Origin of the sequence: Streptomyces antioxidans, assembly GCF_000968685.2 — a bacterium.
In the GTDB taxonomy this organism is placed as follows: domain Bacteria; phylum Actinomycetota; class Actinomycetes; order Streptomycetales; family Streptomycetaceae; genus Streptomyces; species Streptomyces antioxidans.
Genome location: NZ_LAKD02000035.1, coordinates 13,739 through 29,603, shown reverse-complemented (window position 1 = coordinate 29,603; position 15,865 = coordinate 13,739). Strand labels below are relative to the sequence as shown.

Here is a 15,865-nt window from a genome sequence, read left to right as displayed (position 1 = left end):
GGGCGGCTCAACTCCTTCGGGTGGATCAAGGCCGGGAGCGACTGCGCGGGCGCCGGGGCGCTGGTAGCCGTAGGCCATGACGCTTTCTTCGGGGCGCCGCCCCCGGCCGCCGCGCACCGCGCGCCGCAGGACCGCGTCGGTGGCCGCTGCCATGGCCGCCGTCTTCCTCGCGGTCGGCCCCTCCTCCGCCGCGGGGTCGGTGTCCCCCGCGCACCCGAGTCCCCTGGGCATCGGCGACCCCCTCTTCCCGCAGCTCGGGAACCCCGGATACGACGTCACGGCGTACGACATCGCGTTCGCCTACCACCGTCAGGACCGGCCGCTCGACGCCGTCACCACCATCGACGCCCGCGCGACCGCCCCGCTGCGTACCGTCAACCTCGACTTCGCCCAGGGCACCGTGGACTCGGTGCGGGTCGATGGAGCGCGGGCCAGGTTCGCGACGGCCGGTGAGGACCTGGTGATCACTCCGTCCGCCCCGCTCCCCAAGGGCGCCGCCTTCCGGGTCACTGTCCACCACACCAGCGATCCGCAGAGCGGTACGGACGGCGGCTGGGTCCGCACCAGCGACGGGCTGGCCATGGCCAACCAGGCCAACGCCGCCCATCGGGTCTTCCCCTGCAACGACCACCCCGCAGACAAGGCCCGCTTCACCTTCCGGATCACCGCTCCTGAGAGCCTTACGGTCGTCGCGGGCGGAGTGCCCGGGCAGCGCGTCCGCAAGGGATCGCGCACCACCTGGACGTACCGCCTCGCCCACCCCATGGCCACCGAGCTGGCGCAGATCTCCATCGGCCGCTCCGCCGTGCCGCGCCGCACCGGGCCCCATGGGCTGCCGGTGCGCGACGTCGTCCCCGCGGCGGACCGCGCACGGCTGGAGAAGTGGCTCGCGCGCACCCCCGGACAGCTGGCCTGGATGGAGAAGAAGGCCGGGCGCTACCCCTTCGAGACCTACGGCGTGCTGATCGCCCACGCCACCACCGGCTTCGAGCTGGAGACCCAGACCCTCTCCCTCTTCGAGCGCGATCTGTTCACCAGCGGTCAGCTGCCCCGGTGGTACATCGAGTCGATCATGGTGCATGAGCTGGCGCACCAGTGGTTCGGCGACAGCGTCAGCCCGCACCGCTGGTCCGATCTGTGGCTCAACGAGGGCCACGCCACCTGGTACGAGGCGCTGTACGCCGATGAGCACGGTAAGGCGAGCCTGGAGCGGCGGATGCGCAAGGCGTACGGGCAGTCCGACGCCTGGCGGGCCGAGGGAGGGCCGCCCGCGGCCCCCGAGGCCGCCGACCCCGGCCAGCCGATCGGCATCTTCCGCCCGGTGGTCTACGACGGCAGCGCGCTGGTGCTGTACGCGCTGCGGCAGCGGATCGGCCGGGCCGCCTTCGAGCGGCTGGAGCGGCAGTGGGTGCTCCGCCACCGCGACGGTGTGGCCTCCACCGCCGACTTCGTCCGGCTGGCCTCCACGGTGGCGGGGCGCGATCTCAGCGGATTCCTCCATCCGTGGCTGTACGGCAGGAAGACGCCGCCGATGCCGGGACACCCCGGCTGGAAGCAGACGGAGAAGGAGACCACGAAGGGCGCCGCGCTGCCCGGCGCGCGGGCGGGGCGGCACGCGGAGCGTCACGCGGTGCCATGGGCCGTGAAACCCGGGTGACGGCCCGCCTGCCGCGTGCGACCATCAAGGGGTCGGCGCTCGCGGTCGGCTCCGGCGGGGGAATCCCGCGGGCCCGCCACGCGTTGTCGACAGTGACGGTATTCCACGACGTAAGGATTCCTTTGACCCACCCCTCTTCCCTTCCGCAGGACCGGCAGCGCATCGCCGAGAGCCTTCGGGCCGACGCCCTGATGGAAGAGGACGTCGCCTGGAGTCACGAGATCGACGAGGAGCGTGACGGCGACCAGTACGACCGCTCCGACCGCGCCGCGCTGCGGCGCGTGGTGGGGCTGTCAACCGAGCTCGAGGACGTCACCGAGGTCGAGTACCGGCAGCTGCGCCTGGAGCGCGTGGTGCTGGTCGGCGTATGGACCTCCGGCACGGTGCGGGACGCGGAGAACTCCCTGGCGGAGCTCGCCGCGCTCGCCGAGACCGCAGGTGCCCTGGTGCTCGACGGTGTGATCCAGCGGCGCGGCAAGCCGGATCCCGCCACCTACATCGGCTCCGGCAAGGCCGAGGAACTGCGCGACATGGTGGTCGAGTCCGGTGCCGACACCGTGATCTGCGACGGTGAGCTGAGTCCCGGACAGCTGATTCACCTCGAGGACGTCGTCAAGGTCAAGGTGGTCGACCGGACCGCCCTGATCCTCGACATCTTCGCCCAGCACGCCAAGTCCCGAGAGGGTAAGGCGCAGGTCTCCCTCGCCCAGATGCAGTACATGCTGCCGCGGTTGCGAGGCTGGGGTCAGTCGCTGTCCCGTCAGATGGGTGGCGGTGGCTCCGGATCCTCGGGCGGCGGTATGGCCACCCGTGGTCCCGGTGAGACCAAGATCGAGACCGACCGGCGCCGCATCCGCGAGAAGATGGCGAAGATGCGCCGCGAGATCGCCGAGATGAAGACCGGCCGCGACATCAAGCGGCAGGAGCGTCGGCGCCACAGGGTCCCCTCGGTCGCCATCGCGGGATACACCAACGCGGGCAAGTCCTCCCTGCTCAACCGGCTCACCGGCGCCGGTGTCCTGGTGGAGAACGCGCTGTTCGCCACCCTCGACCCGACCGTGCGCCGGGCCGAGACGCCCAGCGGACGGCTCTACACCCTGGCGGACACCGTCGGGTTCGTCCGGCATCTGCCGCACCACCTGGTGGAGGCCTTCCGCTCCACGATGGAGGAGGTCGGCGACGCCGATCTGATCCTCCATGTGGTGGACGGCTCGCATCCCACGCCGGAGGAGCAGCTGGCCGCCGTGCGCGAGGTGATCCGCGATGTGGGCGCGGTCGACGTGCCCGAGATCGTCGTGATCAACAAGGCGGACATGGCCGATCCGCTCGTCGTGCAGCGGCTGCTGCGCATGGAGCGGCGCGCCATGGCGGTATCGGCCCGCAGCGGGCTGGGCATCGACGAGCTGCTCGCGGTGATCGACGAGGAGCTGCCCCGGCCCCAGGTCGAGATCGAGGTCCTGCTGCCGTACACCCACGGCAAGCTGGTCGCGCGCACCCACGCCGAGGGTGAGGTGCTGGCCGAGGAGCACACCCCGGAGGGCACGCTGCTCAAGGCGCGCGTGCACGAGGAGCTGGCGGCGGAGCTGCGCCGGTTCATCCCGGCCACGGCCGCCGGACAGCGCTAATCGGGACGGCCGCACGCCGCCACGCCGCGCCAGGTCGGCTACGACACTGAGACGACGAGGGCCCGCCCCCGGGAAATCCGGGGCGGGCCCTCGCCATTCGTCGTGGGGCGGACGGCTGCCTGATGGCTACCGGCTCGCTCAGCCGGTCACTGGTTCGCGAACTTCTTGCTGACCGAGCTGTAGACGCCCTTCGCCTCGGGGCCCAGGTGCGGGCCCGCCAGCCAGGTCGCGTTGGTCGGGCCGATCGAGGTGTTGGACACCAGCGCCGGCTTGCCGTTCGCGCCGTCGGCGACCCAGCCGCCGCCGGAGGAACCCGCGGTCATGGTGCAGCCGATGCGGTACATCGTCGGCTGCTTGGCGTCCAGGGAGAGACGGCCCGGCTGGTCCGCGCACTGGTTCATCTTCTGGCCGTCGAACGGCGGGGCGGCCGGGTAGCCGGTGGCCGTGATCTCGTCAATGGACTTCACCGCCGGGGCGTTGAAGTCGACCGGCAGCGCGCCGCCCACCGTCTCCTCGAGCGACTTGCCGCCGCTGACCTCCGGCTTCACATGCATCACCGCGAAGTCGTACGGAGCGCCCTTGCCGCCCACTGCCGCGCCGTTGTCGATCCACTGCGAGGAGGTCTGCGCCCAGTCGGCCCACCAGACACCCTTGGGAGCCAGCTCCTCCTTGGTGGCGTTCTGCAGCTCCGCCTGCGACTTGCCCGCGTCGTTGTAAGAGGGCACGAACATCAGGTTCTTGTACCAGCCGCCGCCCTTGCCCGCGTGGACGCAGTGGCCCGCGGTCCACACCAGGTTGGACTTGCCGGGGTGCGCCGGGTCCTTGACCACCGTCGCGGAGCAGACCATCGAGCCCTCGGGGCCGTCGAAGAAGACCTTGCCCGCGTAGGGGACGTGGGAGCTGTACGGGCTGGCGACCTCCTTGGCCGAGACGGGCTCAGGATCGGGGTCGGTCACACCCTGGTCGTCCGCGATGTCGCTGTCGTCGACCGGCTTGTCGGGCTCCTGTGCGTCGCGCATCCGGTCCGGCTTCCACAGGCCCTTGATGATCGGGTTGATGAAGTCACCGGCCTCGCGCAGCCAGTCGTCCTTGTCCCACTTGTTCCAAGCACCGTTCTTCCACTGGTCCAGATCGATGCCGAGGTTCTTCAACTTGTCGTTGAGGTTGTCGGGCAGCTTGATGTCGCCCGTGCCCTGCTGCTCCGCCGACGCGGTCGGCCTGGCATCGGTTTTGTCGTCCGAGTCGCACGCGGTTGCGGTGAGCGCCAGAACCGAGGCTATGGCGGCCACGGCCAGTACGGGTCGGCGTGTGGATGGCATGGGTGGGACTCCCCCTGAAGTTCTGAGCTGCTCTACGGCCTGTGTGGAATTGTCATGCACCGCCCCGGCCATGGGGGTGGTATCCCACTATGCCGGTGCCGCCTACGACGGCTGCGAGCGGGTCCTTGGTTCCCGGCGGCAAGGATCTTCGCCCAGCCCGTGATCCAGAGCGCCACGCGTCGTTGGTACGTACGGGGGACAGCCGGAGGGTGTTCAGCAGCAGGAGGACCGAGACGCGTGGCCGTGACCCAGCTCCCGCCGATGGCCCTGGCCGCCGTCCGCGACGACGGCGCCGCCGCCCAAGCCATTTCGCGCCTCCCGTCGCTGTGTGGGTCGCCCGCCCCCACCCGCGCCCGGGCGCTGCCCGTCGTTCCGGTGCGCACCCGGGAGATGACGGTCGAACGGGCTGACGGCCGCCGCTATCCGGACCGCCTCTCCGGGGAGCTGTTCGCCACCCTGCCGCCCGAGCTCGCCACCCGCGCGCGGGTGCGGTTCCCAACGGATGAGCAGGCAGCGGCCGTCCTGACTGACGAGCAGGCAAGGGCCGTCCTGGACCGGCTCAGCGACGCCCTGGACGTGCCGATCCACACCACCGGAACCACCTCCCGCGAACTCCCTCCCACCGCTGCCCCATTCGCCCCGGCCCCGCCATTCGCCGGAGTCCACCGGTGACACGTCCCGCACCGTACGACCGCACCGCCATCGCACCACCGAAGGAGGCAGGCGCCGGGCCCAGGACATGAACGCCGTGACGCCCGCGCCGCACCCACCATGCCGCACACCCCCGGGGGAGCCCCCATGTCTCCCCAACCGCAGCCCGTGCCCGGCGCCCTGACCGACCCCGACGACTCCGTCCGCCCCGGCCCCCCGCCGCCCCTCCCACATCCGCCCCATACGGCGCCTCCCCCGGGCGAGGCGGAAAGACCGCCCGCCCCACCGAAGGCGGCTCCGAACGTCAGGGCACCGTCCACCGCCATGACGGCCCCCAGCGACCAGCCATCGCCCCCTGCACGGCCATCGCCCCCAACGGCGGCGCCCCCGGCACCGGTACCTTCCCCGGCATCGGTGCCACTGCCCCCGGCGGCATCCCCCGCCCCTCCGCCGTTCGCCGCGGAGCCGCCCATCGCGGCGTCCCCCGCCCCGCCGGGGCCCACTGCGGCGTCCCCCGTCACACCGCCGCCCAGCACGGCACCGCCCACCGCGGCACCGCCCATCACGACGCCGTTCGCCACGACGCCGTCCGCCACGACGCCGTTCGCCAGCGCGGCAGGAGCAGACGCACCCCAGGCACCCGCCCCAGGGCCCTCGGCGGAGGAGCCGTCCGCGCTGCCGCTGCCAGCCCAGGGGGCGCCCCTCGCCGCGACGGCCGTGCCCCGGCAGAACCATGACAGCCATGAAGCGCCGCCGGACAACCGCACCCGCGCGGTTGCCACCCGCGACCTCCGCGCGGATCCGCTCGACGAGCCCGACCCGCAGATCGCCGCCGACGCCGCAGCCGTCGAGAACCTGCTGCGCTGCTGGACACGCGAGAGCGGCATCGTGCGCCCGGACGGGGACACCCTGCGCATTCCCCTCGCCGCCAGCGGAACCGTCCTCCTCGTCCCCGTGCTCTACTGGTCGCCCACCGGCTGGCACCGCTTCGGTCCGCCGCTGCTGGAGCACGGCCCCCATGACGCGCCCGCTGTCGGCGCCGTCACCCTCGCGGCTCTGCTCACCCGCGAGGCGACATACGGAGCGCGGCGGGACGACCCCGACGCGGATGCCACCGAACTCGTCGGCCGTGTCGCGGACTCCGTGCGGCGCACCGCCCTCTTCCTTACCCTCCGCCGTGCCACCCCCGCCGATCCGAGCACCAGCACCCCTTTCCTCAGTGCGGAACAGTCCCTTCTCTTCGGTCACCCCCTGCATCCCACGCCGAAGAGCCGCGAGGGCCTTTCGGACTCCGAATCCATCGTCTGCTCACCGGAAACGCGTGGCTCCTTCCCCCTTCACTGGATCGCGGTCGGCCGGTCCGCACTGGCCTGCGAGTCGGCTTGGACGGAACGCGGCCGAACCGTGCCCGCCGAGCGCCTCGCCCTCTCCCTGGCGGGCAGCGGCCTGCGACTGCCCACCGGTACCGTGCCCTTGCCCCTCCATCCCTGGCAGGCTCGCGAGATCCGGCACCGTCCGGAGGTCGCCGCGCTCTTCGACGCCGGACTGCTGCATGACCTCGGGCCGTCCGGTGGGCCCTGGCACCCCACCTCCTCGGTCCGCACCGTCTACCGGCCGGGCGCTCCCGCCATGCTGAAACTCTCCCTCGGCCTGCGGATCACCAACTCCCGTCGTGAAAACCTCCGTAAGGAACTCCGCCGCGGTGTCGAGGTCCACCGGCTGCTCCGCAGCGGACTAGCCGAGCAGTGGCGGGGAGCCTTCCCCGGCTACCCGGGCTTCGACATCGTCCGGGACCCGGCCTGGCTGGCCATCGACGGACCCGATGGCGAGCCCCTGACCGGTCTTGACGTCGTCATCCGGCACAACCCGTTCGGCCCCGGCGACGACGCCGTCTGCGTCGCCGGACTCCTCGCGCCGCGCCCCTGGCCCGGACGGCCGGTGATGCGCTCCCGGCTCGCCCGTCTCGTCGCCCGTCTCGCCGCTCGCACCGGCCGTTCCACCGCGGCCGTCGGCACGGAGTGGTTCCTGCGCTATCTGCACACGGTCGTACGCCCCCTGCTCTGGTTGGACGGAGAGGCCGGTATCGCGCTCGAGGCACACCAGCAGAACACTCTGGTGCTGCTGGACCCCCAAGGCTGGCCGGTCGGCGGCCGCTACCGGGACAACCAGGGCTACTACTTCCGCGCGTCCCGGCACGCCGAACTCCAGCGTCGGCTGCCCGGTATCGGCGGCCGCAGTGACACCTTCGTCTCCGACGAGGTCACCGACGAGCGGTTCGCCTACTACCTGGGTGTCAACAACGTCCTTGGACTGATCGGCGCCTTCGGATCCCAGCGGCTCGTCGACGAGCGCGTCCTGCTGGCCGCGTTCCGCCGCTTCCTCGCCGAGGCCGCGTCCGGCCCCGTCAGAACCCGCTCACCGCTTCCCGCCCGGCTCCTGGAGGCGCCCACCCTGCGCTGCAAGGCCAATCTGCTCACACGGCTGCGCGGCTTGGACGAGCTCGTGGGACCGGTGGACACCCAGTCCATCTATGTGACCATCCCCAACCCCCTTTCCATGTCCGTCTCGCCTTCCGGTTCCACCGGTGTCACCCCCATGGCCTGACTCCGCGACCGCGATCATGCCCCTCACCCCCCACGTCCCCGCCCGACGTGCCCAGACCCCTGAGAGGAGAGCATCGCCGTGCCGCACACCGACTCCAGTACGAGCTCCAGCGCCGACGACACCATCGACCTGCGGCTGCGTCAGGACCAGGAAGAGGAGATCGCACGACGCATCGACCTGGATTCCATTCGACCGGAGGCCGCCGCCCGGCCGGATCTGCTCGACCACATCGTCGAATGGGGGCCCACCAACACCCCGTTGGGCACCTTCCAGCTCGTCCCGGTCCGCATCGGGCGCGATCTGCGGCTCATCGCCCAATGGATGAATGACCCGTCCGTGGCCGCCTTCTGGGAGCTCGACGGCCCTGAGGAGACCACCGCGGGCCACCTCGGGGACCAGCTCGACGGGGATGGGCGCAGCGTGCCCTGTCTGGGTGTCCTGGACGGCGTCCCGATGAGCTACTGGGAGGTGTACCGCGCCGATCTGGACCCGCTCGCGCGGTACTACCCGGCCCGGCCGCACGACACGGGTATCCATCTGCTCATCGGCCGGGTCAGCGATCGCGGCCGTGGCCTGGGGACCACTCTGCTCCGCGCCGCCGCCGACCTCGTCCTCGAGCACCGTCCGTCCTGCACCCGGGTCGTGGCCGAACCGGATCTCCGCAACACCCCCTCCGTGGCCGCCTTCCTCGGCGCCGGTTTCCGCTTCTCCGCGGAAGTCGAACTCCCCGGCAAACGTGCCGCGCTGATGCTGCGCGACCGTGCCCTGCGACACGTCTTGTGAGCTTCCGCGACCATCCGTCCCCCCGGTGATTCATCTGCCTCGATGCGAGATTCCACTGTTGATACACCGCTCGACCGGTCCCGGTTCCCATGCGGCGCGGATCCGCCCGTGCCACGAAGCGAAGATCCGCCCGAACCCCGCCCCGGCCGAAACCGTCCGTCACCGACCACACCGGCAGGAGTGATGTCGGTGCCGCCCCTTAGGCTGGCAGCCCTATGACTGAATCGTCCTCGCCTCCACTCGAAGATCTGCTGCACGCCGCCGTAACCGCCGTCGGCGGCACCGAGCGCCCTGGCCAGACAGCCATGGCCCAAGCGGTGGCGGAGGCGATCGACGACAGCTCCCATCTGCTGGTCCAGGCCGGCACCGGCACCGGAAAGTCCCTGGGTTACCTGGTGCCCGCCCTGGCCCACGGCGAGCGCGTCGTGGTCGCCACGGCGACCCTCGCCCTGCAGCGGCAGCTCGTCGAGCGCGACCTTCCCCGCACCGTGGAGGCGCTGCATCCGCTGCTGCGCCACCGCCCCGAGTTCGCCATGCTCAAGGGCCGCTCCAACTATCTGTGTCTGCACCGGCTCCACGAGGGCGTACCGCAGGAGGACGCTGATGAGGCCGGGCTCTTCGACCCGTTCGAGGCCGCCGCGCCCACCAGCAAGCTCGGCAAGGACCTGATGCGGTTGCGCGATTGGTCGGACGAGACCGAGACGGGCGACCGGGACGATCTGACGCCCGGTGTCTCGGACCGCGCCTGGTCCCAGATCTCGGTCACCTCCCGGGAGTGCCTCGGCGCGTCCAAGTGCGCCTATGGCGCGGAGTGCTTCGCCGAGGCCGCCCGTGAGCGGGCCAAGCTCGCCGATGTCGTCGTCACCAATCACGCGCTGCTCGCCATCGACGCGATCGAGGGCGCCCCCGTGCTGCCCACCCATGAGGTGCTGATCGTCGACGAGGCCCATGAGCTGGTCTCCAGGGTCACCGGCGTCGCCAGCGGAGAGCTCACCCCGGGCCAGGTCAACCGCGCCGTGCGGCGCGCCGCGAAGCTGGTCAACGAACAGGCGGGGGACGCCCTCCAGACCGCCTCCGAGGGCTTCGAGCGGCTGATGGAGCTCGCTCTGCCCGGCCGTCTCGAGAAGATCCCCGAGGACCTCGGCTATGTGCTGATGGCACTGCGTGACGCGGCCCGCACGGTGATCTCGGCACTCGGCTCCACACGGGACGCCTCGGTCAAGGACGAGGACGCGGTCCGCAAGCAGGCGCTGGGCGCCGTGGAGAACATCCACCAGGTGGCCGAGCGGATCGTCGAAGCCTCCGAGTACGACGTGGTCTGGTACGAGCGGCACGACCGCTTCGGTGCCTCGCTGCGTGTCGCCCCGCTCTCGGTGTCGGGCCTGCTGCGCGAGAAGCTGTTCGAGGACCGGTCCGTCGTCCTCACCTCCGCCACGCTGAAGCTGGGCGGGGACTTCAACGGGGTGGCGGCCTCACTCGGTCTCGCTCCCGAGAGCCCACAGGATCCGGAGGGCGGTGAGGAGGCCGCGCCGCGCTGGCAGGGCCTCGACGTCGGCTCGCCGTTCGACTACTCCAAGCAGGGGATTCTCTACGTCGCCAAGCATCTCGCCCAGCCCGGCCGTGAGGGCGGCCGCGCCGATATGCTCGATGAGCTCGCCGAGCTGGTCGAGGCCGCGGGTGGTCGCACGCTCGGGCTGTTCTCGTCCATGCGCGCCGCCCAGGCGGCGGCGGAGGACCTGCGCGGGCGTCTGGACATGCCCATCCTCCTCCAGGGTGAGGAGACGCTGGGCGAGCTGATCCGCTCCTTCTCCGCCGACGCCAGGACCTGCCTGTTCGGCACGTTGTCCCTCTGGCAGGGGGTTGATGTGCCGGGGCCCAGCTGTCAGTTGGTGGTGATGGACCGGGTGCCCTTCCCCCGTCCCGACGACCCTCTGATGAGTGCCCGCCAGAAGGCGGTGGAGGAGGCCGGTGGCAATGGCTTCATGGCCGTCGCCGCGACACATGCCGCGCTGCTGATGGCTCAGGGCGCCGGCCGTCTGGTGCGGGCTTCGGGCGACCGGGGCATCGTCGCCGTCCTGGATCCGCGGGTCGAGCGGGCCCGCTACGGCTCGTTCCTCCGCAAGTCCATGCCGGAATTCTGGTACACCACCGACCGCAACCAGGTGCGCCGCTCGCTGGCCGCCATCGACGCGGCGGCCAAGGCGCAGGAGGCCTAGCGGGGCCGCGGGCGTCACATGCGACAGCGGTCCCATGCGGCAGTGCCTCTCACGACAGCGCGTCTCATACGACAACGCCCTCATGCAACAGGGCTGCGGTGGTCGCGAGACACAGCAGGGCCCCGGAACCGGCGCAGTGGTCCCGGGGCCCGGTCGTGGGGCACGCCAAGGGCGCACCTCGATCGGGCGCGCTCAGACGCGCCGCAGCACCGCGACCACCTTGCCCAGAATGGTGGCCTCGTCGCCCGGGATCGGCTGGTAGGCGGCGTTGTGCGGAAGGAGCCACACATGGCCGTCCTCACGCTTGAAACGCTTCACCGTGGCCTCACCGTCGAGCATCGCGGCGACGATGTCACCGTTTTCCGCGACGGGCTGGCGGCGCACCGTCACCCAGTCGCCGTCGCAGATGGCGGCCTCGATCATGGAGTCGCCGACCACCTTCAGCACGAAGAGCTCACCGTCGCCGACCAGCTGCCGGGGGAGCGGGAAGACATCCTCGACCGACTCCTCGGCGAGGATCGGACCGCCGGCCGCGATCCGGCCGACCAGCGGAACATAGGACGCGGCGGGCTTGCCGGTGGTGTCCGGGGGCTGGGTGCTGGGCTGGTCGGAGCCGCGGACCTCGTAGGCCCGGGGCCGATGGGGGTCGCGCCGCAGAAAGCCCTTCCGCTCCAGGGCCATCAGCTGATGGGCGACGGAGGAGGTGCTGGAGAGGCCCACCGCCTGGCCGATCTCCCGCATGGACGGTGGGTAGCCACGTCGCTGCACAGAGTCGCGAATGACCTCGATGACACGCCGCTGCCGGTCGGTCAGCCCCGAGCTGTCCGCCCGGATGCCTGGAGGTCGCCCTGGTAGCGAGCGCGCGGGCTTCTGCCCCTCCGGCGTCGTGGCGTCGTCGTTCATCGGGTGGGTCTGGTTCATCGCATGTGTCTGTTCGAGTCGGCTCTGGGAGCGCTCCTGGGCGGTAATGGTTGCGCTCTCTGCGGTGGTGGTCACGACGGCCCCTCTCGAGATGTTCTCCCTAGTTGGACAACGGTAGTTGCTTTCGAAAGGTTGCGCCAAACACACGTTCGAGTGAAATTTCGCAGATGGGCTGACGTGATCACGGGGCTAGGTGTATAGGCCGTTTGGTCCGGTCTCCGTGGGGCGGCCCCAGTCTTGCATCCCGCCCCCTGGGAATCCGGGACGCACCGGGTTCGCGTAGTCTCGTGGCTACTCCCGACCCGTGACACGCCATCCGGCTCGGTTGAGCGCCGGACACCACATCTAGTGGTTAGATGGATGCAAGCAACCCACAGGTTGTGGTCCCTGGTGGATCCGTCGACAGGGTTTTGGCCTATGCTTGTGGCCGCCTGGAGGGCTCTACGGCCCGAACGGGGCTCATCAGGCATGTTCAGGCATGTTCGTCATACGCCGTTTTTGAGGGTGAGGGAGGGATCGGAGTCATGCACTGCCCCTTCTGCAGGCACCCCGACAGTCGCGTCGTCGACAGCCGTACCACGGATGACGGCTGCTCGATCCGCCGCCGCCGCCAGTGTCCCGACTGCTCGCGTCGCTTCACGACCGTGGAGACCGCGTCACTCATGGTGATCAAGCGGAGCGGGGTCACCGAGCCCTTCAGCCGCGACAAGGTCATCTCAGGGGTTCGCAAGGCGTGCCAGGGTCGTCCGGTCACCGAGGACGCCCTCGCCAAGCTCGGCCAGCAGGTGGAGGAGGCGGTCCGGGCCACCGGCAGCGCCGAGCTGTCCACCCATGACGTCGGGCTCGCCATACTCGGCCCGCTCCAGAAGCTCGACCTCGTCGCCTACCTCCGCTTCGCCTCCGTCTACCGCGCCTTCGACTCCCTCGAGGACTTCGAGGTCGCCGTGACGGAGCTGCGTGACCAGCAACGGCCTCCCGCGCACGACCGCGGGCCCGGCGCCGAAGGGGCCGCGGAGGCCCCCGCGCCGGCCATCGCCGCCGACTGACCGGCGGCCCATATACCCGCCCGGGGCGCCTGCCGCGCCCGGGCGAAAGACAGACACACCGTGCCCGGGGAAGAAATGGGCACATCAGGGCGTTTTCGCCCGTACAGGGAGGCGGAATGACAGAGACGACGAGCGGCCCGGCACGAGGCTCCCGCTCCAAGGGCAGCAAGGCGAACAAGGGTCTGCGCATCGAGCGCATCCACACCACCCCGAGCGTGCATCCGTACGACGAGGTGGTCTGGGAGCGCCGTGACGTCGTCATGACCAACTGGCGCGACGGTTCGGTCAACTTCGAGCAGCGCGGCGTGGAGTTCCCCGACTTCTGGTCGGTGAACGCGGTCAACATCGTCACAAGCAAGTACTTCCGCGGTGCGGTGGGCTCCCCGGACCGCGAGGCGAGCCTGAAGCAGCTCATCGACCGCGTGGTGCGCACCTACCGCAAGGCCGGTGAGGACAATGGCTACTTCGCCTCGCCCGCGGACGCCGAGATCTTCGACCACGAGCTCACCTACGCGCTGCTGCACCAGGTCTTCAGCTTCAACTCGCCTGTCTGGTTCAACGTCGGCACCAAGCAGCCGCAGCAGGTCAGCGCCTGCTTCATCCTCTCCGTGGACGACTCCATGGAGTCGATCCTGGACTGGTACAAGGAAGAGGGGATGATCTTCAAGGGCGGCTCCGGCGCCGGTCTGAACCTCTCCCGCATCCGCTCCTCCAAGGAGCTCCTCTCCTCGGGCGGCAACGCCTCCGGTCCCGTCTCCTTCATGCGCGGCGCCGACGCCTCCGCCGGAACGATCAAGTCGGGCGGCGCCACCCGCCGGGCCGCCAAGATGGTCGTGCTCGACGTCGATCACCCGGATGTCGAGGCGTTCATCGAGACCAAGGTCAAGGAGGAGGAGAAGATCCGCGCCCTGCGCGACGCGGGCTTCGACATGGACCTGGGCGGTGACGACATCACGTCCGTCCAGTACCAGAACGCCAACAACTCCGTCCGCGTGAACGACACGTTCATGAAGGCGGTGGAGTCCGGCTCGCCGTTCGGGCTGCGCAGCCGGATGACCGGCGAGCCCATCGAGGAGGTCGACGCCAAGGGCCTCTTCCGCAAGATGGCCGAGGCCGCCTGGGCCTGTGCCGACCCGGGCATCCAGTACGACGACACCATCAACCACTGGCACACCTCGCCGGAGTCGGGCCGGATCACCGCCTCCAACCCGTGCAGCGAGTACATGCACCTGGACAACTCCTCGTGCAACCTCGCCTCGCTCAACCTGATGAAGTTCCTCCAGGACGACGACGCGGGCAACCAGCGCTTCGACGCCGAGCGCTTCGCAAAGGTCGTCGAGCTGGTCATCACCGCGATGGACATCTCCATCTGCTTCGCGGACTTCCCGACCGAGAAGATCGGCGAGACCACCCGCGCCTTCCGCCAGCTGGGCATCGGCTACGCCAACCTGGGCGCCCTGCTGATGGCCACCGGCCACGCCTATGACAGCGACGGCGGCCGGGCCCTGGCCGGCGCCATCACCTCCCTCATGACCGGCACCTCGTACAAGCGCTCCGCGGAGCTCGCCGCCGTGGTCGGCCCGTACGACGGCTATGCCAGGAACGCGGACGCCCACAAGCGCGTCATGAAGCAGCACTCGGACGCCAACGCCATCGCCAAGCGGATGGACGACCTGGACACCCCGGTCTGGGCCGCGGCCACCGAGGCCTGGCAGGACGTGCTGCGCCTCGGCGAGAAGAGCGGCTTCCGCAACGCCCAGGCGTCGGTGCTCGCACCGACCGGCACCATCGGCCTGATGATGGACTGCGACACCACGGGCGTCGAACCGGACCTGGCCCTGGTCAAGTTCAAGAAGCTGGTCGGCGGCGGCTCCATGCAGATCGTGAACAACACGGTCCCCAAGGCGCTCAAGCGGCTCGGCTACCAGCAGGAGCAGGTCGAGGCGATCGTGGATCACATCGCCGAGCACGGCAATGTGATCGACGCGCCGGGGCTGAAGCCCCAGCACTACGAGGTCTTCGACTGCGCGATGGGCGAGCGCTCCATCTCGCCGATGGGCCATGTGCGGATGATGGCGGCCGCCCAGCCGTTCCTGTCCGGCGCGATCTCCAAGACGGTCAACATGCCGGAGTCGGCCACCGTCGAGGAGATCGAGGAGATCTACTTCGAGGGCTGGAAGCTCGGCATCAAGGCGCTGGCGATCTACCGCGACAACTGCAAGGTCGGCCAGCCGCTCTCCGCCAAGAAGAAGGAGGAGAAGGAGCAGGCCGAGCCCGAGGTCGAGAAGGTCATCGAGTACCGCCCGGTCCGCAGGCGCCTCCCCAAGGGCCGTCCCGGCATCACCGCCTCCTTCACGGTGGGCGGCGCCGAGGGCTACATGACCGCCAACTCCTACCCGGACGACGGTCTCGGTGAGGTCTTCCTGAAGATGTCCAAGCAGGGCTCGACCCTGGCGGGCATGATGGACGCCTTCTCGATCGCCGTGTCGGTCGGCCTGCAGTACGGCGTGCCGCTGGAGACCTACGTCTCGAAGTTCACCAACATGCGCTTCGAACCGGCCGGTATGACCGACGACCCGGACGTGCGGATGGCGCAGTCGATCGTGGACTACATCTTCCGCCGGCTGGCGCTGGACTTCCTGCCCTTCGAGACCCGCTCGGCGCTCGGCATCCACTCCGCCGAGGAGCGCCAGCGCCACCTGGAGACGGGGTCCTACGAGGCCGCCGACGACGAGGTGGACGTCGAGGGCCTGGCCCAGTCCGCGCCACGCCATGTGACCGCCCCCAAGAGCGGCGGATCGTCGTCGCAGTCGCGGACCGGGTCCGAGTCGGTGAAGGAGGCCCACAGCTCCACCGAACTGGTCGAGATCCAGATGGGGTTGAACGCGGACGCGCCGCTCTGCTTCTCCTGCGGCACCAAGATGCGCCGTGCGGGCAGCTGCTACCTGTGCGAGGGCTGCGGTTCGACGAGCGGCTGCAGCTGATCGCGAGCCCCTTACGGACGACATCCGGGAGGATGACATCCGTAAGGATGGCAGCTGGG

At 70.2% G+C, this 15,865-nt stretch carries 10 protein-coding genes; 8 read left to right on the top strand and 2 right to left on the bottom strand.

Going from position 1 to position 15,865, the window contains the following annotated elements; all coding sequences use genetic code 11:
- The first annotated feature begins 76 nt into the window (after positions 1-76).
- Both VT50_RS15200 and hflX read left to right on the top strand, forming a co-directional pair.
- A complete protein-coding gene (locus tag VT50_RS15200; RefSeq protein WP_046087858.1) occupies positions 77-1,657 on the top strand; it encodes a M1 family metallopeptidase in 1,581 nt (526 codons plus the stop codon).
- A 122-nt stretch (positions 1,658-1,779) separates the two neighbouring features.
- Positions 1,780-3,282: a GTPase HflX gene (gene hflX / locus VT50_RS15195; protein ID WP_046087859.1), complete on the top strand. Its 1,503-nt coding sequence runs from the start codon at positions 1,780-1,782 to the stop codon at positions 3,280-3,282.
- 146 nt (positions 3,283-3,428) lie between these two features.
- On the opposite strand, the gene VT50_RS15190 is transcribed toward hflX, so the two are convergent.
- Positions 3,429-4,601, bottom strand: coding sequence for a trypsin-like serine peptidase (locus VT50_RS15190; RefSeq protein WP_046087860.1), 1,173 nt, complete (start codon positions 4,599-4,601; stop codon positions 3,429-3,431).
- 237 nt (positions 4,602-4,838) lie between these two features.
- Here VT50_RS15190 and VT50_RS41355 point away from each other — a divergent pair, with 237 nt between their 5' ends.
- From VT50_RS41355 to VT50_RS15170, 4 genes are all read left to right on the top strand, one after another.
- Positions 4,839-5,273 (top strand): hypothetical protein, encoded by a 435-nt coding sequence (locus tag VT50_RS41355; RefSeq protein ID WP_046087861.1) that lies wholly within the window; start codon positions 4,839-4,841, stop codon positions 5,271-5,273.
- A gap of 303 nt (positions 5,274-5,576) precedes the next feature.
- A complete protein-coding gene (locus tag VT50_RS15180; RefSeq protein ID WP_420822194.1) occupies positions 5,577-7,856 on the top strand; it encodes an IucA/IucC family protein in 2,280 nt (759 codons plus the stop codon).
- 78 nt (positions 7,857-7,934) lie between these two features.
- Positions 7,935-8,639, top strand: a complete 705-nt coding sequence (locus VT50_RS15175) for a GNAT family N-acetyltransferase (RefSeq protein WP_046090346.1) — start codon at positions 7,935-7,937, stop codon at positions 8,637-8,639.
- Positions 8,640-8,854: 215 nt separating this feature from the next.
- Complete coding sequence (locus VT50_RS15170; RefSeq protein WP_046090347.1) at positions 8,855-10,855, top strand: ATP-dependent DNA helicase; 2,001 nt, start codon at positions 8,855-8,857, stop codon at positions 10,853-10,855.
- Between the two features lie 192 nt (positions 10,856-11,047).
- On the opposite strand, the gene lexA is transcribed toward VT50_RS15170, so the two are convergent.
- A complete protein-coding gene (gene lexA, locus VT50_RS15165; RefSeq protein ID WP_046090348.1) occupies positions 11,048-11,851 on the bottom strand; it encodes a transcriptional repressor LexA in 804 nt (267 codons plus the stop codon).
- 449 nt (positions 11,852-12,300) lie between these two features.
- On the opposite strand from lexA, the gene nrdR reads away from it, so the two are divergent.
- Positions 12,301-12,822 carry a transcriptional regulator NrdR gene (gene nrdR, locus VT50_RS15160; RefSeq protein WP_046090349.1) on the top strand — a complete coding sequence of 174 codons (522 nt, stop codon included), beginning with the start codon at positions 12,301-12,303 and terminating at the stop codon, positions 12,820-12,822.
- 116 nt (positions 12,823-12,938) lie between these two features.
- A complete protein-coding gene (locus VT50_RS15155; protein WP_079343836.1) occupies positions 12,939-15,806 on the top strand; it encodes a vitamin B12-dependent ribonucleotide reductase in 2,868 nt (955 codons plus the stop codon).
- Positions 15,807-15,865 lie beyond the last annotated feature (59 nt).